The sequence below is a fragment of the Shimia sp. genome, from assembly GCF_965227725.1.
Lineage (GTDB): Bacteria > Pseudomonadota > Alphaproteobacteria > Rhodobacterales > Rhodobacteraceae > Shimia.
Genome location: NZ_CBDDGH010000006.1, coordinates 330,159 through 353,482, shown reverse-complemented (window position 1 = coordinate 353,482; position 23,324 = coordinate 330,159). Strand labels below are relative to the sequence as shown.

General features: G+C 57.9%; 21 protein-coding genes. 15 read left to right on the top strand and 6 right to left on the bottom strand.

Going from position 1 to position 23,324, the window contains the following annotated elements; genetic code table 11:
* Window positions 1-12: 12 nt before the first annotated feature.
* A complete protein-coding gene (locus ACO07T_RS19500; protein ID WP_422050778.1) occupies window positions 13-1,626 on the bottom strand; it encodes a 5-guanidino-2-oxopentanoate decarboxylase in 1,614 nt (537 codons plus the stop codon).
* Window positions 1,623-2,798 (bottom strand): pyridoxal phosphate-dependent aminotransferase, encoded by a 1,176-nt coding sequence (locus tag ACO07T_RS19495; RefSeq protein ID WP_422050777.1) that lies wholly within the window; start codon window positions 2,796-2,798, stop codon window positions 1,623-1,625. Before ACO07T_RS19495 ends, ACO07T_RS19500 begins: the two co-directional genes overlap by 4 nt.
* Before the next feature lie 163 nt (window positions 2,799-2,961).
* On the opposite strand from ACO07T_RS19495, the gene ACO07T_RS19490 reads away from it, so the two are divergent.
* From ACO07T_RS19490 to ACO07T_RS19425, 14 genes are all read left to right on the top strand, one after another.
* The gene (locus ACO07T_RS19490) at window positions 2,962-3,759 is read left to right on the top strand and encodes an ABC transporter ATP-binding protein (RefSeq protein ID WP_422050776.1); all 798 of its coding nucleotides are present in this window, start codon (window positions 2,962-2,964) and stop codon (window positions 3,757-3,759) included.
* 67 nt (window positions 3,760-3,826) lie between these two features.
* Window positions 3,827-4,600 carry a transporter substrate-binding domain-containing protein gene (locus ACO07T_RS19485; protein WP_422050775.1) on the top strand — a complete coding sequence of 258 codons (774 nt, stop codon included), beginning with the start codon at window positions 3,827-3,829 and terminating at the stop codon, window positions 4,598-4,600.
* A 71-nt stretch (window positions 4,601-4,671) separates the two neighbouring features.
* Window positions 4,672-5,400: an ABC transporter permease gene (locus tag ACO07T_RS19480; protein WP_422050774.1), complete on the top strand. Its 729-nt coding sequence runs from the start codon at window positions 4,672-4,674 to the stop codon at window positions 5,398-5,400.
* Between the two features lie 2 nt (window positions 5,401-5,402).
* Window positions 5,403-6,212 carry an ABC transporter permease gene (locus ACO07T_RS19475; protein WP_422050773.1) on the top strand — a complete coding sequence of 270 codons (810 nt, stop codon included), beginning with the start codon at window positions 5,403-5,405 and terminating at the stop codon, window positions 6,210-6,212.
* 21 nt (window positions 6,213-6,233) lie between these two features.
* On the top strand, window positions 6,234-6,869 hold the full coding sequence (locus ACO07T_RS19470; RefSeq protein ID WP_422050772.1) for a TetR family transcriptional regulator C-terminal domain-containing protein: 636 nt from the start codon (window positions 6,234-6,236) through the stop codon (window positions 6,867-6,869).
* A gap of 242 nt (window positions 6,870-7,111) precedes the next feature.
* Complete coding sequence (locus ACO07T_RS19465) at window positions 7,112-8,161, top strand: LLM class flavin-dependent oxidoreductase (protein ID WP_422050771.1); 1,050 nt, start codon at window positions 7,112-7,114, stop codon at window positions 8,159-8,161.
* A gap of 5 nt (window positions 8,162-8,166) precedes the next feature.
* Window positions 8,167-8,667, top strand: coding sequence for a flavin reductase family protein (locus ACO07T_RS19460; RefSeq protein ID WP_422050770.1), 501 nt, complete (start codon window positions 8,167-8,169; stop codon window positions 8,665-8,667).
* A gap of 17 nt (window positions 8,668-8,684) precedes the next feature.
* Window positions 8,685-8,879: a 2-hydroxymuconate tautomerase gene (locus ACO07T_RS19455; RefSeq protein WP_422050769.1), complete on the top strand. Its 195-nt coding sequence runs from the start codon at window positions 8,685-8,687 to the stop codon at window positions 8,877-8,879.
* A gap of 8 nt (window positions 8,880-8,887) precedes the next feature.
* Window positions 8,888-9,664, top strand: a complete 777-nt coding sequence (locus ACO07T_RS19450; RefSeq protein WP_422050768.1) for an alpha/beta fold hydrolase — start codon at window positions 8,888-8,890, stop codon at window positions 9,662-9,664.
* A 170-nt stretch (window positions 9,665-9,834) separates the two neighbouring features.
* Window positions 9,835-11,331 carry an NAD-dependent succinate-semialdehyde dehydrogenase gene (locus ACO07T_RS19445; RefSeq protein ID WP_422050767.1) on the top strand — a complete coding sequence of 499 codons (1,497 nt, stop codon included), beginning with the start codon at window positions 9,835-9,837 and terminating at the stop codon, window positions 11,329-11,331.
* 1 nt (window position 11,332) lies between these two features.
* Window positions 11,333-12,973 (top strand): choline dehydrogenase, encoded by a 1,641-nt coding sequence (locus ACO07T_RS19440; protein WP_422050766.1) that lies wholly within the window; start codon window positions 11,333-11,335, stop codon window positions 12,971-12,973.
* Between the two features lie 38 nt (window positions 12,974-13,011).
* On the top strand, window positions 13,012-13,968 hold the full coding sequence (locus ACO07T_RS19435) for an ABC transporter substrate-binding protein (RefSeq protein WP_422050765.1): 957 nt from the start codon (window positions 13,012-13,014) through the stop codon (window positions 13,966-13,968).
* 80 nt (window positions 13,969-14,048) lie between these two features.
* Window positions 14,049-15,104, top strand: coding sequence for a quaternary amine ABC transporter ATP-binding protein (locus ACO07T_RS19430; protein WP_422050764.1), 1,056 nt, complete (start codon window positions 14,049-14,051; stop codon window positions 15,102-15,104).
* Window positions 15,097-17,157 carry an ABC transporter permease gene (locus ACO07T_RS19425; RefSeq protein WP_422050763.1) on the top strand — a complete coding sequence of 687 codons (2,061 nt, stop codon included), beginning with the start codon at window positions 15,097-15,099 and terminating at the stop codon, window positions 17,155-17,157. The genes ACO07T_RS19430 and ACO07T_RS19425 overlap by 8 nt, the downstream gene beginning before the upstream one ends.
* Here ACO07T_RS19425 and ACO07T_RS19420 read toward each other — a convergent pair.
* Complete coding sequence (locus tag ACO07T_RS19420) at window positions 17,117-17,983, bottom strand: LysR family transcriptional regulator (RefSeq protein ID WP_422050762.1); 867 nt, start codon at window positions 17,981-17,983, stop codon at window positions 17,117-17,119. The genes ACO07T_RS19425 and ACO07T_RS19420 overlap by 41 nt on opposite strands.
* A gap of 251 nt (window positions 17,984-18,234) precedes the next feature.
* On the opposite strand from ACO07T_RS19420, the gene ACO07T_RS19415 reads away from it, so the two are divergent.
* Window positions 18,235-19,023, top strand: a complete 789-nt coding sequence (locus ACO07T_RS19415; RefSeq protein ID WP_422050761.1) for a dimethylarginine dimethylaminohydrolase family protein — start codon at window positions 18,235-18,237, stop codon at window positions 19,021-19,023.
* A 117-nt stretch (window positions 19,024-19,140) separates the two neighbouring features.
* Here ACO07T_RS19415 and ACO07T_RS19410 read toward each other — a convergent pair whose 3' ends face one another.
* From ACO07T_RS19410 to ACO07T_RS19400, 3 genes are all read right to left on the bottom strand, one after another.
* The gene (locus tag ACO07T_RS19410) at window positions 19,141-20,148 is read right to left on the bottom strand and encodes a GlxA family transcriptional regulator (RefSeq protein WP_422050760.1); all 1,008 of its coding nucleotides are present in this window, start codon (window positions 20,146-20,148) and stop codon (window positions 19,141-19,143) included.
* A gap of 82 nt (window positions 20,149-20,230) precedes the next feature.
* The gene (locus ACO07T_RS19405) at window positions 20,231-20,656 is read right to left on the bottom strand and encodes a universal stress protein (protein WP_422050759.1); all 426 of its coding nucleotides are present in this window, start codon (window positions 20,654-20,656) and stop codon (window positions 20,231-20,233) included.
* Window positions 20,653-23,271 (bottom strand): TRAP transporter permease, encoded by a 2,619-nt coding sequence (locus tag ACO07T_RS19400; protein ID WP_422050758.1) that lies wholly within the window; start codon window positions 23,269-23,271, stop codon window positions 20,653-20,655. The genes ACO07T_RS19405 and ACO07T_RS19400 overlap by 4 nt, the downstream gene beginning before the upstream one ends.
* Between the last annotated feature and the right edge of the window lie 53 nt (window positions 23,272-23,324).

Genomic DNA, 23,324 nt, shown 5'->3' with positions numbered 1-23,324 from the left:
GGGGCGGTGAATTTAGCCGCCCCAAGCGGCTGGTGCATAGGTGTCGTCCGGCGCGATACATTCGATCAGGGCAGGTGTGCGGTTTTCTCTGACCTGCGCCAGTGCGGCTGTTAAACCATCGAGATCGGTGGCGCGCAGATCTTTCATCCCGTAGGCGGCGGCGATCTGCATCAGATCGGGGCAGGAGGGATCTACGCCGATGGGGCTGATTTCGGCATCGGCCATATAGGTTTCGATTTCCCGATAGCCCGCATTGTTCCAGACCAGAAAGATCACCGGGGTGCCTGCGTCGGTTGCGGCGGCCAGCTCTGCGATGCTGAATTGCAGACCACCATCCCCGACAAGGCAGACCACGGGCGCTTCCGGAAGCGCGAGGGCTGCGCCCACGGCGGCAGGTGGCGCATAGCCAAGGGTGCCGTAGCCGGTGGCGGAGTTGAACCAGCCCCCGAGGGTTTGTGTGGTGGGCAAGAACAGATTTCCGGAATAGACCAGCTGCGTGGAATCTCCGACGATGATGCAGCCGGGCAGGGCGTCTGTTACTGCTTGCAGGATGGCGAGATCTGCCGCCATGGGGGTGCCCGCAGGGGGCGTGGCCGCCGCCAGCAGCGCCTGTGTGCGTGCATTCCCCCCGCGATCCGCAGTGGGGGGCAGCAGAGGAGCAAGTCCAATCAGGGTTTGCGTGATGTCGCCGTGCAAAGCCACTTCACAGACGGGTTCTTGCGTGAAGCGGTCGGCATCAATGTCTGCGCGGATAAAGCGCTGTAGGGGCGGGAAGCCGCCATCCATATAGACATCATAGTCGGTTGCGCCCATTTCCGTGCCCAGACCGATCACCAGATCCGCCTCTGCGATGATCTCACGCACTTCGGGCAGGGAGGCTGAGGCGGGCACATGCAGAGGGTGCTGCCCAAGGTCTGCGCGCGCATTGGCGGTGGAGATCACCGGGGCATCTATTTGTTGTGAAAAGGAAAGCACGGCATTCCCTGCGCCTTTGCATCCGCCACCGGCGAAAATCAGCGGAGTTTTAGCCTGCGCAATCAGCTCGGCTGCGGCCTGAAGCGCGGAGGGCTCCGCCTGTGGTGGCTGCGCAGAAGATGGCGGCAGGGTGTAGTCAGGCATCGGGGCGGCCATCAGATCGGTGGGGATCTCGATGTGGACCGGACCGGGGCGGGCGCTTTCAAACAAGTCAAAGGCCGCGCGCAGGGCGCCGGGCAGCTCCTCAGCGCTGCGTAGGCTGTGGCTGTGCGGGGTCATGGCGCGGATCAGGCCCTGCTGGTCCGGCAATTCGTGCAGCAAGCCGCGCCCGCGCCCAAAGCTGCTCGCTGGGTTGACGCCGGTGATCACCAGCATCGGGATAGAATCCTGCATGGCCTGCGCCATCGCAGTGAGCGCGTTGGTGAGGCCGGGGCCGGTGATCAGCAGGCACACGCCGGGTTTGCCGCTGACACGGGCATAGCCATCCGCCATGAACCCAGCGCCCTGTTCGTGGCGCGGCATGATATGGCGGATGGTGGAGGCGGCCAGGCCACGGTAAAGCTCGATTGTATGTGCGCCGGGAATGCCGAAGACGACTTCTGTCTCCAGCTGTTCCAGCATCTCTACAAGGGCCACGCCAACGGTTTTCATGCGGGTACTCCTTTCAGGACATTTGCTAGGCCGCGCACAACGCGCTGCATGTCTGTATCGGTGATGGTCAGGCTGATGCGCACAAAACCTGCGCCTTGGGTGCCAAATACTTCGCCGGGCAGCACAGAGACAGCCTCGCGCGCCAGCAGGTCTTCTGCAAAGGCTTCGCCGCTGCGTCCGGTGTCGCGGATGTCGAACATCACAAACATACCCGCATCCGGCAGGCTGATGCGCACAGAAGGCAGATCTGCCAGACCGTCGACCAGCATTTGCGCGCGGCGACGATAGCTGGAACGCATGTCCTGTGCTGTGGTGTTTGGCGCCAAGAGTGCGGCCTCTGTTGCGTCAGCAATGAAAGGCTGATTGCCAAACAGGATAGTTTCAGACAGCGGCAGCACGCGGGACACAAATTCCTCCGGTGCCACGATCCAGCCGCTGCGAAAGCCGGGTGCGGCATGGGATTTTGAAATCGAGGAGACCACAATGGTGCGCTCTGCCAGATCGGCGAAATCCAGCGGAGAGGTGAAAGCGCCGTCAAACACCAGCTCTGCGTAGACTTCGTCGCTGATGATCCAGAGATCATGTTCTTTGGCCAGGTCACCTATGGCGCGCAGATCTTCGGGGCGCAGAACCGCTCCTGTGGGATTGTGAGGCGTGGTCAGCAGGATGGCACGGCTGCGCGGCGTGATATGGGGGGCGATGTCACGCGCCTGTAGGCGAAAGCCATTATCAGCCGACATGGGCACGGGCACGAAACGCCCGCCCGGCGCGGCGACAACACCCTCATAAGACACATAAAAGGGATCGCCTACCAGCACCTCATCACCGGGATTCAGCAGGCCCATCATGGTTAGATATAGCGCGGTCTGTGTTCCCGGTACGGTCATCACATTTGCGGAAGTGATCGCCCGGCCACTGCGCGCTGCATAGCGTTTTGCCAAAGTCTGCAAAAGGTCGGTTTCACCTTGACCGTTGGAGTAGCCGGCACGGCCCGCCGTCAGGGCGTCATGACAGCTCTGCATCAGAATCGGACTTGGGGGAATTTCCGGCTCGCCAATGGAGGCGATCACAATATCCGCGCCGTCTGCCTTCATTTTAAGCGCTTTCAGGTGAACGGCCCATTTGTCCCCGCCGAGGTTGGCCAATCTGCTGGTTATGTCGCCGTATTTCACTGATGTCTCCTTGTCGCGCGCTGCCGATCAAGGCGTTTTGGGGCGCGCCTGAACGGGCTGAGCGAGAAAATGGTTGCTTCGTCTGATATGGCCTGCTTATTGTACAAATGTAAAGTATACAGTTGTGCAAAAAAAATTTGCCAGACATCACACAGGAGAGCCCATGCTCGCAGCTCAATCTCATGCCGCAACCGATCCGCGCGCTCCTGCCATTGAGGTGCGCAACCTGCACAAGAGCTACGGCGATCTTGAGGTGCTCAAAGGGCTTTCGGTCACTGCCCGCCACGGCGAGGTGATCGCGATCATTGGCGGCTCAGGGTCGGGGAAATCCACGTTTCTGCGCTGTATCAATCTGTTGGAGAAGCCCAATTCCGGTCAGATCATCATCGGTGGTGAAGAGATCAAATTGAAGACAACGCAGCATGGGCTGGAGCCCTCTGATCGACGGCAGGTCGAGCGCATTCGCACCAATCTCGCCATGGTGTTCCAGAGCTTCAACCTTTGGCAACATATGGATATTTTGCACAATGTGATCGAGGTCCCTGTGCATGTGTTGGGGCAGTCGCGCGATCAGGCCATCGCCACCGCCGAAGACATGCTGCGCCGTGTCGGGCTTTATGAGAAACGCCACAGCTTTCCGTCTTTCCTGTCTGGGGGACAACAGCAACGCGCGGCGATTGCGCGTGCGCTGGCGGTAGAACCTAGCGCGATGTTGTTTGACGAGCCGACCTCTGCGCTTGATCCCGAACTGGTGGGAGAGGTGCTTAAGGTTATCAAGGATATTGCAGGGGAAGGTCGCACCATGATGCTGGTCACTCACGAGATGGCATTTGCCCGGGATGTCGCGGATCGGGTGATCTTTCTGCACCAAGGCCGGATCGAGGAAGAAGGCCCGTCCGAGCAAATTTTCAATGCTCCGAAGTCAGAGCGCTTGCAGCAATTCCTGCGCTCCATCGGGTGACGCCAGACAAAGACCAAAACAATACAACAAATCCAACAGAGATAATCAGACAACAGGGAGCCTGATAATGAAAACAACTTTGAAAACACTGACCGCTGTGGTTGCGCTCAGCTGCACCGCTTTTGCCGCACAGGCAGACACGCTGCGCATCGGGGTTGCCGCAGAACCCTATCCGCCGTTCTCAACCCCGGATGCCAATGGCAATTGGTCTGGCTGGGAGATCGACTTCATCGCTGCGCTCTGCGCCGAGATCAAGGCCGAATGTGAGATCACTCCGGTGCCTTGGGATGGGCTGATCCCCGCCCTGACGGGTGAGAAGATTGACGCCATCATGACCTCGATGTCGATCACCGCAGAACGTGAGAAGACCATTGATTTCTCGGATAAATATTATCAGACACCCGCCTATGTCGTTGGCGCAAAGGGGCTTGAAATGGACGCGAGCCCAGAGGCGTTGGACGGAAAAATCCTTGGCGTTCAGGTTTCCACCATCCACCTCGCCTATGCGCAGAAATACTATCCCGGTGCAAAGATCCGCGAATATCAGACCTTTGATGAGGTGAACCAGGATCTGGTGTCCGGCCGTATCGACGCAACCCTGGCGGATTCGCTGGCGCTGGCGGGTTTCATGGCATCTGACGACGGGCAGTCCTGCTGCGAGGTGAAAGGCACCGCCGCTCATGATCCAGCCATTCTTGGCAAAGGCACTGGCGTTGGCCTGCGCAAGGGCAGTGATGAGCTGAAAGCGCGCATCAACGCGGGCATCAGCGCGCTGCGTGAGAATGGCACCTATGCGGAAGTGACTGCGAAACACTTCGACTTTGACATCTACGGCGACTGATCGCTGGCTCTGGCTCTCCGGCCTGCGGTGCCGGAGCGCCTTTTTGATCACGTGTTTGATCTTGAGGGAACATGCTTGAATTTCTTCTGGGTTCGGAGACGGCCCAACTTCTGGCGATGGACAGCTGGGGCGGGGCGCTCTGGCGGGGCTTGCTGGCGACGTTGCAGATTGCTGTGGGCGGATATGGCCTTGGCATCCTGATTGGGATCGCTGGCGCCTTTGGCAAGCTCTATGGCGGCCCGGTGTTGCGTGACCTCTTGGAGCTTTACACCACAATTGTGCGCGCGGTGCCCGAATTGGTGCTGATCTTGTTGCTGTACTATGCCGGAAATTCGCTCATCAACCTCGTGCTTGGGCAATTTGGTGTGGGGCCAATGGAGATCAGCGGGCTTGTGGCCGGGATCTATGTGATCGGAATTGTGCAGGGGGCTTACACAACCGAAGTGATCCGGGGCGCGATCAATGCCATCCCCGCGGGGCAGATTGAGGCCGCCCGTGCCTTTGGCATGCCAGCCATGAAGGTGCTGCGCCGGATTACGCTGCCTGCGATGCTGCCTTATGCGCTGCCGGGGCTGGCAAATCTGTGGCTGATCGCCACGAAGGACACGGCGTTGCTTTCGATTGTTGGCTTCTCCGAGCTGACGCTGGCCACCAAACAGGCGGCGGGCGCAACCAAGTCTTACTTCACATTCTACACGGTGGCAGCGTTGATTTATCTGTCGGTGACCATCATTTCGATGCGCGGGATCCGCTGGCTGGAAAAACGCAGCCGTCGTGGCCTGCCGGCGCTGGGGGGCTGAAGATGTCGGACCTTGTTGAGACTTCTGCTGGGCCGCTTCAGCGCCTGCGTAGCGTTCCTCGGCATCGCATTGGCATGGGGCTTGTGTTTGGGGCGTTGATCCTGACACTGGCGCTGACAATGCGCTGGGACTGGCTGCCCAAATATGCGCCGATGATTGCGCAGGGTGTCTGGACAACGATCTGGCTGTTGGCGGTGTCGGTTGTACTGGGTATTTTGCTCGCAATTCCGATCGGGCTTGTGCAGGTGATCGGGCCCTGGCCGCTGGCGCGGCTGGCTGCGGCCTATTGTACGGTGATCCGCGGCACGCCTCTGCTGATCCAGATTTTCTTTCTGTATTATGGGCTTGGGTCTCTGTTCCCGCATATTCCGGAAATCCGGGGCTCTTGGATGTGGCCCTATCTGCGCGAGGCCTGGCCCTATGCGCTCTTGGCGCTGACCATGTCCTTTGCGGGTTATGAAGGGGAGATCATGCGGGGCGCTTTTGCCGGTGTGCCCAAAGGCGAACTGGAAGCGGCACGCGCCTATGGCATGCCCCGGTTCAAGATCCTGCGCCGTATCTGGCTGCCGCGTGCCTTGCAGCGGGTGCTGCCGACTTTGGCGGGCGAAGTGGTGCTTCAGTTGAAGTCCACACCTCTGGTGGCAACAATCACGGTATTTGACGCCTATGGTGTCATTTCGCGCATTCGCAGCGACACCTATATCACCTATGAGCCGTTGTTACTGTTGGCGCTGATCTATATTGTGCTGGCGGCGGTGATCGTGGGCGTTTTTGGCTATTTTGAGAAGAGAACCCCGCAACGCAGAGACTAGTACCAAAGGTGACCGGTAAGCATGGCGAAACAAGCGAAGAAACGGCTCAGTCGGCAAGAGCGCTATGATACCCTGATTGATGCCACTTACCGATGTGTGGCGCAAAATGGGCTTGAAGGCACGACCATTCGCGATATCGCCGAGTTTGCCGGGGTGACCTTTGGCCTGATCCGCCACTACTTCCGCAATAAGGAAGAGTTGATCGAGGCGACCTACACGACGGTCACCGCGGATATGACCAAACATGCCCATGTGGCCGCAGAGCAGGCGGGCCCGGACCCGGCAGACCAGCTGTTTGCTTTTGTCAAAGCTAGCCTGAGCGAGCCTTTTGTCAGCCCGCATTATCTGGCGTTTTGGTCAAATTTTGTTGGCAAGGTGTTGTTTGATCCGCGCATGCGGGAGCTGCATGAACAAGGGTTCTGGCGTTACCGTCAGGTGTTGACGGATCTGGTGTCTCAGACCTTGGGGCAGGCAGGAAAGCCAACCGATGACGCGGCGCTGTCGATTGCGGTGGTCAAGGTGAATGCGGTGATTGATGGGCTTTGGATTGAGGCCTGTCTTGGGGTCGATGCGCTTCAGGGGCCGGATCTGGCGCAGGCAGGTATTGATGCGGTTGCCGCCGTTTTGGGCGTTTCGTTTCCGAATAAACCTGACTGACGTTATTTCTGAACGCTCTGTTTGGCACTGCTGTGCGCACCATTCAGAAAACCGCCCGACATATCGCAAGGTATTGTGTTTGAACGCAGCTGTGGCGTGATCCGGTGCTGCGCAGAGCGCTTTCGCACGTTCATTTTCAAGGTTTGAATTTATCGAATTTAAGACGCTGATAAATTCAATTTCTTCGTGAAGCACCTTCTGTCACAGTCTTTCAAAAGACACTCTAACCCAAGGAGGTGACAATGGAATTTTGCGTTCAGCTGAGCCCCTATTACCCGGATAAATCATATGGCGGGGATCGCGTATTTAACGACATGCTGGAGCAGGCCGTGCTGGCTGATCGCCTTGGGTATGACTCTGTCTCTGTGACCGAGCACCATCTGGTGAACATCCTGATGATGCCCGCGCCGCTGCAGTTTGCCACGCAGATCGCGCAACACACGGACAATGTGAAAATCATCACGTCGATCGTTGTTCTGCCGCTGCATGACATGCGCGTCTACGCCGGGGAAGTTGTCTGTGCGGACATCTTTACCAAGGGCCGCCTGATGCTGGGCGTGGGCCGTGGTGCATTTGCTTACGAAATGGAGCGTATCGGCGTTCCGATGGAAGAAACGCAGGATAAATTCAATGAATCCCTGGATTTGCTGCAAAAGCTGCTGACCGAAGAAGAGGTCAGCGCAGATGGCAAATACTATAAGTTTGATCCGATCACGATCATGCCGCGTCCGATGACACCGGGCGGCCCGCAGATGATGATGGCGGTGCTCAATCCTGAGGGGATTTACCACTGCACCAAGCGGGGTTTCCACATTCAGACCACGCCGTTGGCGGGCCAGCATCAGCTGTTGCTAGATCAGGTGGCAGGCTTCAACCGCGCCAAAGACGAGCTTGGCGATGCGGGTTCACATCTGACGCTGTCCCTGTCGCGGCTCGGGTTCATCAGCAATTCGGATGCGCAGCGGACCCGGTTTATTGACCAGGCCGAAGCCTATTACGCCCGGTTTGACAATGTGTTCACCGGTCCCGGCGAGGTGGAAAACGGCCTGATCAAGCAACTGCCCCGCAAGCAGACTCGTCAGGAACTGGATGACAGCCTAATGATTGGGTCTGTGCAGGAGATCGTCGACAAACTGGGCGTTTATGCGGATCTGGGCATCGACCGGTTCATTCTGAGCTGCAACTTTGGTCTGTCCCAGAGCGAAACACTGGACACAATTCAGCAATTTGCCGAAGAAATCGCTCCGCATTTCTCCCCTGCGATGAAGAACAAGCGCGAGGCCGCAGAGTGAGCTACATGGGTGGGATAACCGCGGTGGAACGGGATCGTTTTATCGGCGCGATGCGGCAAGTGGCTTCAAGCGTGACCGTGGTGACAACAGATGGTGCCGCTGGGCGCCATGGAGCCACGGTCAGCGCCTTCAATTCGCTGTCGGCTGATCCGCCTTCGGTGCTGATCTGTCTGCGTGCGGACAGCCGCATCGCCCGCGCTGTGGTGGAAAACGGAAGCTACTGCGTGAATGTGCTGCCGGAAACCTGCGCGGATATGGCCGGACGGTTTGCCGGCGCGCAGGACGCAGATCTGAGCGACCGTTTTGACGGGATCGACTTGCTGGCAGCAGAAACGGCCTGTCCAGTGTTGTCCGGTTCAACGGCGTTTCACTGTGCGCTTGGGGCGTCTTTTGAACAGGGCAGCCATCTGATCCTGATCGGCCATGTCACAGATATCTTTGAGGGCGGTGCTGCGCCCCTGACCTATATGGACGGCCGGTTTCACCGTGTCCTCCCACACTCATAAAACTAGAAAGGAAACACATGCCAATCATCCGGGTTGAGATGTTCAAAGGCCGCAGCCGTGAACAGAAACGCGAAATGGTCAAAGAGGTCACGGAGGCCTTTGTACGCACATGTGGCGGCACGCCAAAGGGGCTGGCGGTGGTGATCACCGAAGTTGAAAAAGAAGACTGGGGGTCCGCTGGCGAGCTGTGCTGTGACCTTTACCCGGATTGAGGTGCGCCATGACGGATGTGATTGACTGCGCCTATACGGTTGAGGGCGAAGGCCCGCCGCTGTTCCTGATCCACGGGATCGGTGCGGCGCGTGACACCTGGCGCTATGCCATGCCGGTGCTGACCGAGCATTTCACCGTGATCAGCTATGACCTGCGTGGCCATGGCACTTCGCCCTTGCCGGAGGCGGAGTTTGGTCTGGATGAGCTGGTGGCGGATCTGGAAGCGCTGCGCGCTAAGCTCGGCATCGAGAAAGCCCATTTTGCGGGGCATTCGCTGGGCGGCATGATCGGCCCGGCCTATGCGCGCAAATATCCTGACCGGGTGTTGTCCATCGGGCTTCTGTCAACTGCGGCAGGACGCACGGAACAAGACAGCAAAAACGTCTGGGCCGTGGTGCATGCCATGGAGGAAAAGGGCATCGCTAATGTCCTGCCCACCCTGAAAGACCGCTGGTATACCGATGGGTTTCTGGAGAGCCATCCGGAAATCGTGCAACGGCGCATGGATCAGGTTACCGGCATGTCAGGCGAGATCTTCATGAATGTGTTTCGTATTTATGCGGGCACAGAAATGCTGCCTTGGCTGCATGAGGTCAAACATCCCTGTCTGGTGCTGACCGGCGAAAAGGATGGGGGCTGCAATCCGCGCTTGAACACCTTGATTGATGCGGAGCTTGAGAACTCAGAGCTGGTGATCCTGCCGGAGCTCAAACATTCGATCATGCTGGAAGACGGGGCTAATGTGGCCCGTCATCTGGTGCGCTTCATTCAGTCTCTGGACTGAGGTCAGAGGGTACCGCGCCCGGTGCGCGGTATCCAAATTGGTGCGTTAATTCGAAAAAATCGAACCTGACGTTTCATAAAACTCGCTGTACCGAAACATGCATCGGATCATACCCTTTTCCGATAAACGCATGGGTTGCGGTCGGCGGCTCGTAGGAAAAGGGAACCTTTGTGACTATCGCCACCACGTTCAATGACGCCACTGTGGGCGCTGCTCTGGACAAAGCCATTGCGCTGGACCTTCTGAAAACCGGATCATTCATAGACGGAGACTGGGTTGAAACCAGCGGGGGCGCGACCTTCCCTGTGCTGGACCCTGCGACCCGCGAGGTGCTGTGCCATGTGTCAGATCACGGCGCAGAGCAGGCCGAGGCTGCGGTTCAGGCGGCAGAGAAAGCGCTGGCCGGCTGGAAGATGACGCCACCACGCCAGCGGGCCGCGCTGCTTGAGGCGTGGTGTGCGCTGGTTGAGCGCCACAAAGAGGCGCTGGCCGAGATCCTGACGCTGGAAAATGGCAAGCCACTGGCGGAATCTCTGGCAGAGGTGGCCTATGGCAATTCCTACATCAAATGGTACGCGGAAGAGGCCAAGCGCATAGAAGGCGCAATCCTGCCCTCGCTGGTGCCAGAGGCGCAGGCCATTGTGACCCGTGAGCCTGTGGGCGTGGTGGCGGCGATCACGCCGTGGAATTTCCCATCCGCCATGCTGGCGCGCAAGGTTGCCCCAGCATTGGCAGCGGGTTGTACCATTGTTGTCAAGCCTTCCGATGAAACGCCTCTTTCGGCACTGGCGCTCACCGAATTGGCGGCGCGTGCCGGAATTCCGGCAGGGGTGATCAATGTGGTGATCGGCAAGGATGCCCCGGCGATTGGTGGCGTGTTCACTGGCAGTGATGTGGTGCGCAAAGTGTCTTTCACCGGGTCCACCGCCGTGGGCAAGCTGCTGCTCGCGCAATGCGCGGGCACTGTGAAGAAAGCCTCTATGGAGCTCGGAGGCAACGCGCCGTTTATCGTGTTTGATGATGCAGATCTGGACAAAGCCATCGACGGGCTGATGGTGTGCAAATACCGCAATGCCGGGCAGGTCTGCACCGCCACAAACCGGGTGCTGGTGCAACGCGGCATCTATGCCAAGTTTGCAGAGGCCTTTGCCAAGCGCGCTGAGGCGTTGAAAGTCGGTCATGGGCTGAACCAATGTGAGCTGGGCCCGCTGATCAATGAAGCGTCATTGAGCAAAGTGCAAAATCTGGTGGACAGCGCCGTGGCTGACGGGGCGAAAGTGCTGTGCGGTGGCACGACTGCTGAGGACATGTCCAAGCATTATCTGCCCACGGTCATGACCGGTATCACCACCGAGATGCAGATCACCGGGACTGAGGTCTTCGGCCCCGTGGCGGCGCTGATCCCTTTTGAGACCGAAGAAGAGGCAATCGCGATTGCCAACAGCACGGAATACGGGCTGGCCTCTTATTTCTACACCCAAGACGCCGCCCGCATGTGCCGCGTGAAAGATGCTCTGGAATTTGGCATGGTTGGTGTGAACACCTGCGCTCTGGGCAATGAGATCGCGCCTTTTGGCGGCGTCAAGGAATCCGGTATTGGCCGGGAAGGCGGGCGCGAGGGCATCGAGGAATATCTCGAATCCAAATATGCGTTGATGGCGCCCTGATATGGCAAAAGGGTACTCTCACATTGTCATAGGCTCCGGTTCGGCGGGGGGCGTGATTGCCAGCCGCCTGAGCGAGGATGCTGATACCAATATTCTGGTGCTGGAAGCCGGGCCGATGGACCGCAGCCTTTATGAGCTGCGGATGCCCGCCGCGCTGGCCATTCCTCTGGAAAGCGAGCGGTTTAACTGGGCCTATTATTCCGAACCGGAGCCGCATCTGGACAATCGCCGCGTCTACTACCCGCGGGGGCGGGTTGTGGGCGGCTCGTCTTCGATCAATGGCATGGTGCATTTGCGGGGCAACCCGCTGGACTATGAAGGCTGGGCGGCACGAGCGGGGCTGGAAGATTGGTCTTATGCCCATTGCCTGCCGTACTTCCGCAAGCTGGAAAGCAGCGCCCATGACGGGAATTTTCGCGGCAAGGATGGCCCGATAAAGGTTACAATCCCGGACTGCAAAAATCCGCTGTTTGAGGCCTTTCTGGAGGCCGGCCAGCAGGCGGGACATGCCTATACGGATGATGTGAACGGCTACCGTCAGGAAGGCGTGTTCCGCATGGAACGCTCGACCCACAACGGGCGGCGCAGTTCGGTGGCGCATTGCTATCTGCATCCGGCGCGGCAATCTGGCCGGATCACGCTGGCCGTGAAGGTGCGTGTCACGCGTATTCTGTTTGACGGGCTGCGCGCCATCGGCGTGGAATATGTGGAAAAAGGTGAGACAAAGCAGGCGTTTGCGGAGCAAGAGGTGATCCTGTCAGCAGGGGCCATCAACTCCCCGCAGCTGTTGAAACTGTCCGGGATCGGCCCGCGCGAGGAGCTGGCGGAACACGGGATCGACACGATCCAGAATCTGCCGGGCGTGGGGGAAAACCTACAGGATCACTTGGACTATCTGGTACAGTATCACTGTCTCAAACCCGTGTCGTTTTACTCGGCGACAACGCCTTTGGGCAAACTGCGCACAGGGGCGGAATGGCTGTTTCTGCGCAAAGGGGTCGGGGCGTCAAATATTTGGGAAACGGGAACATTTTTCCGCACCCATGACGGGGTCGATTTCCCGAATATGCAACACCATTTTGCGCCGATCGCCGTCAGCTATGACGGGTTGGAGAAGATCGAAGGCCACGGATTCCAGTTCCATATCAGCCAGATGCGCCCGCGTAGCACCGGCTGGGTGCGGCTGGCCTCCAATGATCCGATGGCGGCTCCGAAAATCCGCTTCAACCATTTGTCCAACGCGGATGACCGTCAGGAAATCCGGGATGCGGTGGCCATGACGCGTGAGTTTGCAGCGCAGAAGGCGTTTGACGAATTTCGCGGGGCTGAGATTGCGCCGGGGGCGGATGCGACCAGCGATGCGGCGCTTGACGCTTTTGGGCGCGCCAAGGGGGAGACCTCACATCACCCCAGCTGCACCTGCAAAATGGGCCAGGATGACATGTCTGTCGTGGACGGGCAGGGGCGTGTGCATGGGATGGAAGGGCTGCGGGTGGTGGATGCGTCGATCATGCCGACCATCGTTTCTGCCAACATCAATATCCCCACCATCATGATGGCTGAGAAAATCGCGGATCATGTGCGCGGGCGGCCCCCGCTGGCGCCGCAACATACAGAGTTCTTTCAAAATAAGTCGGCCTGACAAAAACCAAGAAGCTGACCTCAACAACGGAGAAATGAATGACCACAGGGATCTTTAAGGCACTTTCAACAGCGGCGCTTGGCCTTGCGCTTGGCACCGCTGCCTTGGCAGAGGCGGAATCCAGCGATCCGATCAAGCTGACCATCAACGAATGGACAGGGCAGGTTCTGACCACCAACATCGCTGGCGCTCTGCTGGGCAAGATGGGTTACAATGTCGAATATGTCACCGCCGGGTATTTCCCGCAGATGACCGCGCTGCAGGACAACACGGTGACGGCGGCTCTGGAAATCTGGACCACCAACATCGCAGACGCTTATGACATCGCGATCGACTCCGGCAATGTGACCGACATCGGCAGCCTTGGCATTGTACCGCTGGAAACCTGGTTCTACCCCGCCCATGTTGAAGAGCTCTGCCCCGGATTGCCGGATTGGGAAGCACTGAAAAACTGCCCGCATGTCTTTGCAACGCCAGAGACAATCCCGCAGGGACGTCTGGTGGATTACCCGGCGGATTGGGGCACATCCAACCGTGACCGGCTGACCGGTTTGGAGCTGCCGTTTACGTCGATCCCGGCTGGCAGCGAAGGGGCTCTGGTGGCTGAGATCAAAACCGCTTTCACCCGTAAGACGCCTTTGTTGGTGATGTTCTTCAGCCCGCATTGGTCTTTCTCCGAATATGATCTGCGCCCTGTCACGCTGCCGCCCTTTGAGGCTGGCTGTGAAGATGATCCTTCTGTTGGCGTGAACCCGAACGCCACCTTTGATTGCGATTTCCAACGCGGCGATGTGCGCAAGGTGGCCTGGGCCGGCATGGCTGACAAATGGCCCGGTGCGCATGCGCTCCTGAGTGCGCTCGAGATTTCCAACGAGCAGCAGATCGAACTGATCAACATGGTCGACCAGCAGGGCAAATCTGTGGATGAGGCCGTCGCGCATTGGTTGGCGGAAAATGAGGCCAGCTGGACCTCCTGGATCGACGCCGCGCAGTAAACCGCAGCGGATCAAATATGGGAACGGGCCCGCCATGCGCGCGCCCGTTCCGTTCCCTTTTGTTGACAGGAAAGCCAGACGTGAAAGACGCCTCAGTCCCGCAAAAAGACGTGATTTTAGAATGCCGCAACCTTTGGAAAGTGTTCGGTGACGCCCCTGATGGGTTTGATCAAGCCACCAGAAGCCTTTCAAAAGAAAAGGTTATCGCGCAGGTGCGGGAGAATGGCAGCTTGCCGGCAATCTGTGATGTCTCTCTGGATGTGAAACGCGGAGAGATCCTCATGATCATGGGGTTGTCAGGGTCGGGCAAATCCACGTTGCTGCGCTGTATGTCACGTCTTGTGGAGCTGTCTGCGGGAGAGGTTTCTTTTGAGGGTCAGAACATTCTGACGCTGAAAGACCGCGCCTTGACAGATCTGCGTCGCAACAGTTTTGGCATGGTGTTCCAGAGCTTTGGACTGTTGGGGCATTTGAATGCGCGCGACAATGTGGCCTTTCCATTGCGGGTGCAGAATGTGCCCAAAGCGGCGCGACATGCGCGCGCGGATGAATTGCTGGATCTGGTGGGGCTGGGGGAGCGCAAAGGCAACTTTCCGCATGAACTTTCCGGCGGTCAGCAGCAGCGGGTGGGGATCGCGCGGTCGCTGATTTCCGACCCGGACCTGTGGTTTCTTGATGAGCCTTTTTCAGCGCTTGATCCGCTGATCCGCCGTCAGATGCAGGATGAGTTCCTGCGGTTGCAGACCACATTGGGCAAGACCATTGTGTTTGTTACCCATGATTTTCTGGAGGCGGCGCGGTTGGGGGACCGCATTGCCATTATGCGGGATGGGCAGCTTGTGCAGGTTGGCACCCCACGCGAAATTATCCTGTCACCAGCAGATGACTATGTGCGCGATTTTGTGTCCGATGTGCCCACCAGCCGTATCCTGCATGTGTCAGATCTGATGAAAGCAGGTGTGGCCGAGGCAGAAGCGCCAACTGTGGCCCCATCTGATCCGCTGGAAGTGGCGATTGACCATTTCCTCTTTGGCCATGCGGCGCTGCGCGTGGTGGATGATACGGGTGTGGCCGTGGGGGTGATTGCGCGTGATGATTTGCATGTGTTGACCGGGCAGGGGGCACATCATGGCTGATCCTGTGCAATCCCGTCGCGCCCTTGCCGGGTTTCTGGGGGCGGTTGTATTGACCGTCTGCGCCTTGCTGTTGCGCAGCCAGCTGCCTTGGATATTGACCTTTCCTGCGCAATGGACCGTGGCGTTCAGCGAGATGATCAATGTGGTGATCGGGGCGCTTCTGGATGTGGCCTCGCCGCTGTTTCGCGCGCTGTCGGCTTGTCTGGAGTGGCCCATGCGCGCCATTCGGGACGGGTTGCAGGCGGTGCCCTGGCAGGTTCTGACCGTTGCATTTGTGGCTGTGGCCCTGCGCGCAGGCGGGGTGAAGCTGGCGCTGTTTTGTGCGGTCTCCTCTGTCTACATCCACATCTCTGGTTACTGGGTGGAAAGTCTGAACTCTGTTGCGTTGGTGAGCGTGGCGTTTCCGCTGTCGATGCTGGCAGGACTTGGGATCGGCATCATGATGAACAAGAGCCGCCGCCTGTCCATGGTCTTCACGCCGATGCTTGATTTCATGCAGACTGCGCCCGCCTTTGCTTATCTGGTGCCGCTGATTGTGTTGTTTGGCTTCGGCCCTGTGGTCGGTTTGATCGCCAGTGCGATCTACGCCATTCCCCCGATGGCGCGGAACACAAAACTGGGGCTGGATCTTGTGCCTGAAGATCTGCATGAGGTCGCGGCCATGACGGGGTGTTCGCCCAGCAAACGGTTTTGGCTGATCGAGGTGCCCACGGCGCTGCCGCAACTTTTGATCGGGCTGAACCAGACCATTATGGCGGTGCTGAGCATGGTGGTGTTTGCGGCTATCATTGGCGGGTTTGAGGACATCGGCTGGGAAGTGCTGCGCAACATGCGCCGTGCTCAATTTGGGGAGAGCCTGATGGCAGGCGTGATCATCACCCTGATTGCCATTTTGCTGGATCGCATCACCCGTGGTTTTGCCTTACAGGCGCGCAGCCATACGGCACCGGCCACCTCCCTCAGCCGTTTTGCGCTGATCACGCTGGGGATCATGGCGGTGGTCTGGGAGCTGTCGCTGACAGGTCTGGCGCAGATCGGACCTGCTGAGCGCGGTTTCACGCCAGCAGATCAGATCAACAGCTTTGTGGCGAGCCTGAGTGTTTCGGTTGGCAGCTTTACGGATTGGCTTAAAACCAGCGCGATCTACTATTTCCTTCTGCCAGTGCGGATCGGGCTGGAAAAAGCCGTGTCGCCTTTCACCTGGGGCTTTGCCTTCACACCGGCATTGCAGCTTGGCTACTGGGGGCTGGTGGCGCTGATTGGCGCGCTGCTTGCGTGGCGCCAAAGTCTGTTGGCAGGCAGTGTCGCAGTGCTGGTGGGAGCCTTTCTGTTTACGGGCACCACCGGGTTGCCGTGGCCCGCGACAATTGCCATTGCTTCTGCCACCGGTTTTTGGGCCGGGGGATGGCGTGTGGCGTTGTTGTGGGCGGGCACGCTTGGGGTGATCCTCCTGGCGGGCCTGTGGGCACCGGCAATGTTCTCGGTCTATATCTGCCTGTCCGCGATTGCCTTCTGCATTGTGGTGGGCGGAGGGATTGGCGTGCTGGCGGCGCAGTCAGACGCGGTCTCCGCGGTGATCCGACCGATTTTGGATCTGTTGCAGACCATCCCGCCATTTGTCCTGCTGATCCCTGTTGTGATGTTCTTTCAGGTGGGGGATTTCAGCGCCTTTCTGGCGATCATTTCCTATGCGATTGCGCCAATGATCCGCTACACCGAACGCGGGCTGCGCGACGTGCCGAACACGATGATCGAGGCCGGGATCAGCACGGGATGCACGCCGCTTCAGCTGTTGTTTCTGGTGAAGCTGCCCACCGCGCAGCGCCAGATCATGCTGGGGATCAATCAGGCGGTGATGTATGCGCTGGCGATGCTGGCCGTCGCGGCCCTTGTGGGGTCGCGGGGACTGGGGCAGGAAGTCTATGTTGCGCTTGGCAAGGCGGATGCCGGGTTGGGCATCATGGCGGGCTGTGCCATTGCGGCCATCGCGATTTGCGTTGACCGCACCTTTGTCAGCGCTCTGGCGCGTCAGCAGGGGCAAGCTGCGCCTTGAGCGTGTCTATGGAGGACTGGAACCAAGGCCAGTCCTCCCCCACATCTGGGCGGGAGACCAGATAGGCGGTGCGGGTAAATTCGGGCGTGTCCCCAACCTTGAACAGACGCTCTGTCGCCAAATGATCCTGCACCATACGCGCGGGCAGATAGCCGGAGCCGCCCCATTTCAGCAGGTAGTCAATGGCCCAGCTGCTGGAGCTGATCGTGATCACCGGAGTGCGCGCCACAGAGAACGCCTCTGCATGCAGGCGCCGGAACTCGGCCCCTAGATCCACATAGACATAGCCGGGATCCCATTCCATGAAGTCGCGCGGCTGGTTGGACACTTGGATCAAACGATCTGCAAACAGGCGTTCGACATGCCAACCGCCGGAGACGGCCGCATCAAACATCAGCGCCACATCCACAAGCCCAGTGGACAGCCAGCGCTCGATGTCTTCCACATCTCCGGCCCAGAACGAGAGCGCCACCTCGGGGTGGTTCTCGCGCAGCTGATCTGCCCAGATCCGGCCCGCGCCGTCCCAGAGATCAAAATGGCACCCCACGTTGCAGACGCTCTTGAATTCTTTACTCAGCGACAATTCCTGCCGGGCCTGACCCCAGGCCTGAGACATGATTTCCGCATAGCGCAGGAACTTGAATCCGGCAGAAGTCAGCTCTGCGCCGCTGCGGCTGCGGATCAGGAGCTTTTGCCCCAGGAGGTTTTCAAGTGCGTTGATCCGTGTGGTCACAGTGGATTCGGTGACATTCAGCCGCCCCGCAGCGCGATTGAGGTTGCCAACTTTGACAACTTCAAGGAAGGTCTGGGCAAAGGTGACGTTCATTTCGGCCCCTATAGTTTTAATTTTCTTTCGTAAATGCGCAGTAATTTTGAGATATTGCAATCAAATGCGCGTATTTTGGCCGCAATGAGGTGCCGCGCACGGTGTTTTCCTGTGCAGATGCCCAAATTGATTGCCTTGTTAGGTTTTTGGGGAAGCAAGGCTGGCAATCCTGTCCCGGACTCCATAGCATCCCGCCGTTCGTCAATGAATTCGCGAACTTAGATGAAAGACCTATCTGGAATGACACGCCTATGAGCAACCCGACTTTTGAGTTTTCCCATGCGATCACGCGCCGCCCGACGGCGAGCATTATTGACGGGCTCCGCGCCGAGGATATCGGCTCTCCTGATCTGGAGCAGATGCTGAAAGATCATGCGCATTATGTTGCCACTTTGAAGGCCACGGGCGCAAAGGTGATCGAGCTTGACGGCGTAGATGCCTTCCCTGATGCTGTGTTTGTGGAAGACACCGCGCTATGCCTGACTAAAGGGGCGGTTCTGATGCGTCCCGGTGCCGCAACACGTTTGGGCGAAGTGGCTCAGATGGAAGCCACCATTCGCGCAAATTTTGAAGATGTGCGCCAGATCACCAAAGGCCATATCGAAGGCGGCGACATTCTGGTGACCGAGCGGGAAATCCTTGTGGGCCGGTCAGATCGCACCGATGCAGAAGGCGTAGAGGAGCTGCGCAGTCTTGTTTCTGATTGGGGGCACACGGTACGTGAAGTGTTCACCCCGCCCGGTGTTTTGCACTTCAAGACCGATTGTTCTTTGCTGGATGGGGAAACAATCCTGTCAACCAAACGTTTGGATGCATCTGGGTGTTTTGAAGGCTATCGCGTTTTGCATGTGGCAGAAGGCGAAGAGGTGGCGGCCAATACGATCCGTTTCAATGATACGGTGCTCTGCCCGGCCGGCTTCCCACGCACCGCAGAGACCCTGCGCGCCCATGGGTATAAGGTGGTTGAGATCAACAACTCCGAATGTGCGAAACTTGATGGCGGCATGTCCTGCCTGTCGCTTCGGTTCAACATCCGCTAGGCATCTGGTTGCCCACTGCAGTGCTTTGATGCGGTGGGCAGATCGCGGATTGTCGTAGTTGATTGATGCGAGCAGAATTTCGATCGACTGTCCAAAAGGTTGCAACCAGTCTGTAGCTCAGGCAACCGGAATTGGTTGCCCGCGTTCAATTTTGAAGCGGTTGCTTTTTTGGTTGCGCTCTTCGCTTGGGGACAGGCCAAAGGCTCGTCTGTAGTGTTTTGAGAGCGTTGAAGAGCTGTTGTAACCTACGGAAAGTGCTACGTCAGACAGGCTGTTACGTGAGTATAAGACCTGTTGCCGGGCAGCGTTCATGCGCAACATGCGATAGTAGTTCAGAGGGCTTTGACCAAGGTACTTCTTGAATTGACGCTCAAGTTTACGCGGGGAGACCTCTGCCTGCTCGGCGACATCTCCAATACTCACGGGCTCTTCTAGATTGTCGGAGAACACCGCAATCGCTTTGGCCAGAGGGGGCGGCAGATCCCTTGTCACACCCGCTGTTTTAAACGCAGGGACGCTTTGGCCAACGCCTTCTGTGCGTACCATTGGATGCTGGAACCAACAGGCGACTTCGGTCATCACAACGCTGTCCAACGTGTCTTCGATCATGCCCAACATCAGGTCAAACATGGCGGCAGCGCCAGAGGCCGTCAAACGGCGGCGATCAAGGACCAGCACATCGTCGCTGACTGCTATCTCTGGAAAAGCCTTTTCAAAGGCAGCCCGATAGCACCAGTGCACCGAGCAGGTGTGTCCCAGAAGTAGGCCCGAAGCTGCAAGCGGGAAAACACCGCCACTTACCGCGCCGATTTGCACACCGTGGCGCGCCAAATACCGCAGATGTCCATTTCCGGATGCAGGCACTGCAAATGCGCTCTCAGGGTCAGACAAGAGAAACAGGTAGTCGAGGTTTTCAACATCGCGCAGTGAGCAATCTGGTTGAAAAACGACATTTGCGCTGGCAGTGACAGCCTCGCCATTTTCAGACAGTACACGCCACGAGAAAGCCTCACGATCAGAGATTTCATTTGCCGCCCGCAACGGCTCGATGGCGGAGGTCAGGCACGCCATCGGAAAGCCCGGGAAAACCAGGAATCCAATATTGGTTGTGTCTCTACGTTCCATGGTCTCTTGATCAGAAATCAGCCGCTAAGTCGCGTTCTATATGGCTGAAATTATTGGATTATGTCTGGCGTGAAAGGAATTTTCAGCGCACGATGTAGACAGAACAAGGGGCGTGGCGGGCAATCTGGGCGGCATTTGGGCCAATGAGATAGTCCCTGAGATTGGGCTTATGGGCGCCCATCACGATCACCTGTGCATCAAGCTCCTCTGCCGTGATCAGGATTTCCTCAGAGGTCTTACCCATGCGGATCACATGCTTTGTCTCAACGTCACGGCCAACGGTTTCCTCGATGAACTTATGGAGGGCGACCCGGCTGCCTTCTGCCATTTCGTGGGTATGCTCGTCAGAGAAAAAGGTACCAACGACGCTCATGCGAAAATCAGGTAGCACTGTGACAACCGACAATCGTACGCCTTCCAAATCGGCAATCTGGCGTGCTTTTGTAAGTACGGCTTTCTGATCTTCAGGTTGGGTCAGGTCAATCGCGGCGAGTACTGTGCGGGTCATGCGGGCACCTCTTGAGAATCTGTTTTCGCTTTGCGGCGGCGCTGTACGCCAAACACAAGGCCAAGCAGCAACAGAGCGGGGAGATAGAAGATCTCTTGAGGTGGACGAGCAGCCTCCACTTCGATCTCAACCACTTCCCAATCAAAGTCGATCTTGAGCTGCTCTGCCGGGCCGCCGAAGTTCAGATTGTCCACCAAAAGTGCGCCATCTTCGTCACGGAACTCGATGCCCGCGCCGTCCAACAGTCGTGTTTCACCATTTTCACCAGCGGTGCCAAGCGGGAGCAGATAGCGCGCATCTACCAGATCGCCTTCTAAGTTTTCTCCGGTCAGACGGACGCGAAGGGTGCCGTTGTCGGGCGCGGCTTCTGCCAGTGTGTAGAGTTCAGCGGGGGAGCGGACTTCGAATTCATCTGCGATCTGGTTCAGGAAGAAATCCGGACGGAACAAGATGAAGGCACAGAAGATCAGAACCGCGCTTTCCCACAGTTTTGAGCGTGTCTGGAAGTAGCCCATGGTGCCAGCCGCAAAGAGCAGCATGGCGATCAGCGCGGTGATGAAGACAACTATCGCTTGGACCGGGCCAACGTCGATCAACAACAAGTCGGTATTGAAGATGAATAGAAATGGTAAAAGCGCGGTCCGGATGGAGTAGAAAAACGCTTGGAAACCGGTGCGCAGAGGGTCGCCTTTTGAAATGGCCGCAGCTGCGAAAGACGCAAGGCCAACCGGGGGGGTCACATCTGCCATGATGCCGAAGTAGAAGCAGAACATGTGTACCGCAACCAGTGGCACAATAAGGCCATTTTGAGCACCCAGCTCAACAACCACGCCGGCCATCAACGAGCTAACCACAATGTAGTTTGCTGTTGTTGGCAGCCCCATGCCCAGAATGATCGAAATCAGAGCGACGAAGAACAGCATTGCCAACAGGTTGCCGCCTGACAAGAATTCCACAAATTCAGCCATGACTTGTCCGATACCGGTCAGCGTCACCGCCCCCACGATGATGCCCGCAAGCCCCATCGCCGCGGCAAGGCCGACCATGTTGCGCGCACCGATAATCATGCCTTCGATGGTTTGTGCAAACCCATGTGAGAAAGAGGCGGCGATGGTGTTTTGATTTCGGAAGAAGGCCTTGAGCGGATCCTGGGTTAGCAAAATCAGGAGCATGAATATTGACGACCAGAAAGCTGACAGGCCCGGCGACTTGCGTTCGATCATCAGCAGATACATCAGCAGCAGGATTGGTAGCAGGTAATGCAGACCAGTCTTCAAAATAGTCCGAGCCGGGGGCAGATTCAGCATGGAGTCGATGCCGGTTTCCAGATCGGGTCGTGCTGCGGCATAGCGGACAGCTGCCACGTAGGCGATCAAGAGGCCAGCCACAAGAACCGGTGTGGACATTGGCCCAATCAGGTTGTCGACCAAGGTCACGATCTGACCGGCAAGCCAAAGAGTTCCCCCACCGATCACGATAGAAATCGCGATAATGAAAATTGCACCGAGCATGAACTTGATGGGGTGCATGCGGCTTGTGCCGGTCATGCCCATCTTCAGCGCTTCAAGGTGCACAATGTAGACCAGAGCCATGTAGGAGATCGCCGCAGGTACAATCGCGGTCTTCACAACCTCCACATACGAGATGCCCACATATTCCGTCATTAGAAAGGCCACCGCGCCCATGACTGGCGGCGTAAGCACACCGTTGATGGAAGAGGAGACCTCTACCGCACCTGCTTTGGCGGGCGAAAAGCCGACGCGGCGCATCAGCGGAATTGTGAATGTTCCGGTGGTCACCACATTGGCGATGGCGGAACCGGAGATCAGACCAGTGGCAGCAGAGGCAATAACGGCCGCTTTCGCGGGGCCGCCACGCAGGTGGCCAAGCGCAGCAAAAGCCAGCTGAAGGAAATAGTTACCAGCTCCGGCTTGATTGAGAAGTGCGCCAAACAGCACAAACAGAAACACAAAGCCAGAGGAGACCCCCAGAGCCACGCCGAACACGCCCTCGGTTGTCAGCATCAGGTGGCTCATCGCCTTGTTAAACGACGCGCCCTTCCACTGAACCATTTCCGGAAGCCCGTCCCAGGAGCCGAAAAAGACATATGCGAGGAAGAAAATCGCAACACCCATCAGTGGGAAGCCAAGAGAGCGGCGGGCGGCTTCCATCAGCAACACAATGCCGATGCCGGCCATGGCGAGATCAAGCGTGCTTGGAATGCCGGTCCTGGCCGCAACCCCTACATAGTTCCACGCAAGATAGGAGGCGCTGACTGCGCCTGCTATGGCGGTCAGCCAAGTCAGCGCGGGTACATGATGGCGCGGGCTAGAGCGGAAGGCTGGAAAGGCCACAAAAGCCAAAAAGACCGCGAAACCAAGGTGGATTGCACGGGTTTGCGTGTCGTTCCACACGCCCACGCCCAAGATGAAGGGAAGCGGGGATGCGATCCAAAGTTGATAGATCGACCAAATAAGAGGAACCGCCCACAAGATTTTGGCCGAAAACCAATTGTGTGGCGTGCGCGCTCCGGTGTCGGACTCGGCAACAATATCTTCCAGATCGACCTGATTGGTCTGTGCAGATGTATCTGACTGTGTCGAAGCGTTGGTCACGGTTGTCCCTCTTGTTTGCGGAATTCTTTTTATGAGCGAATAAAAAGGGCCCC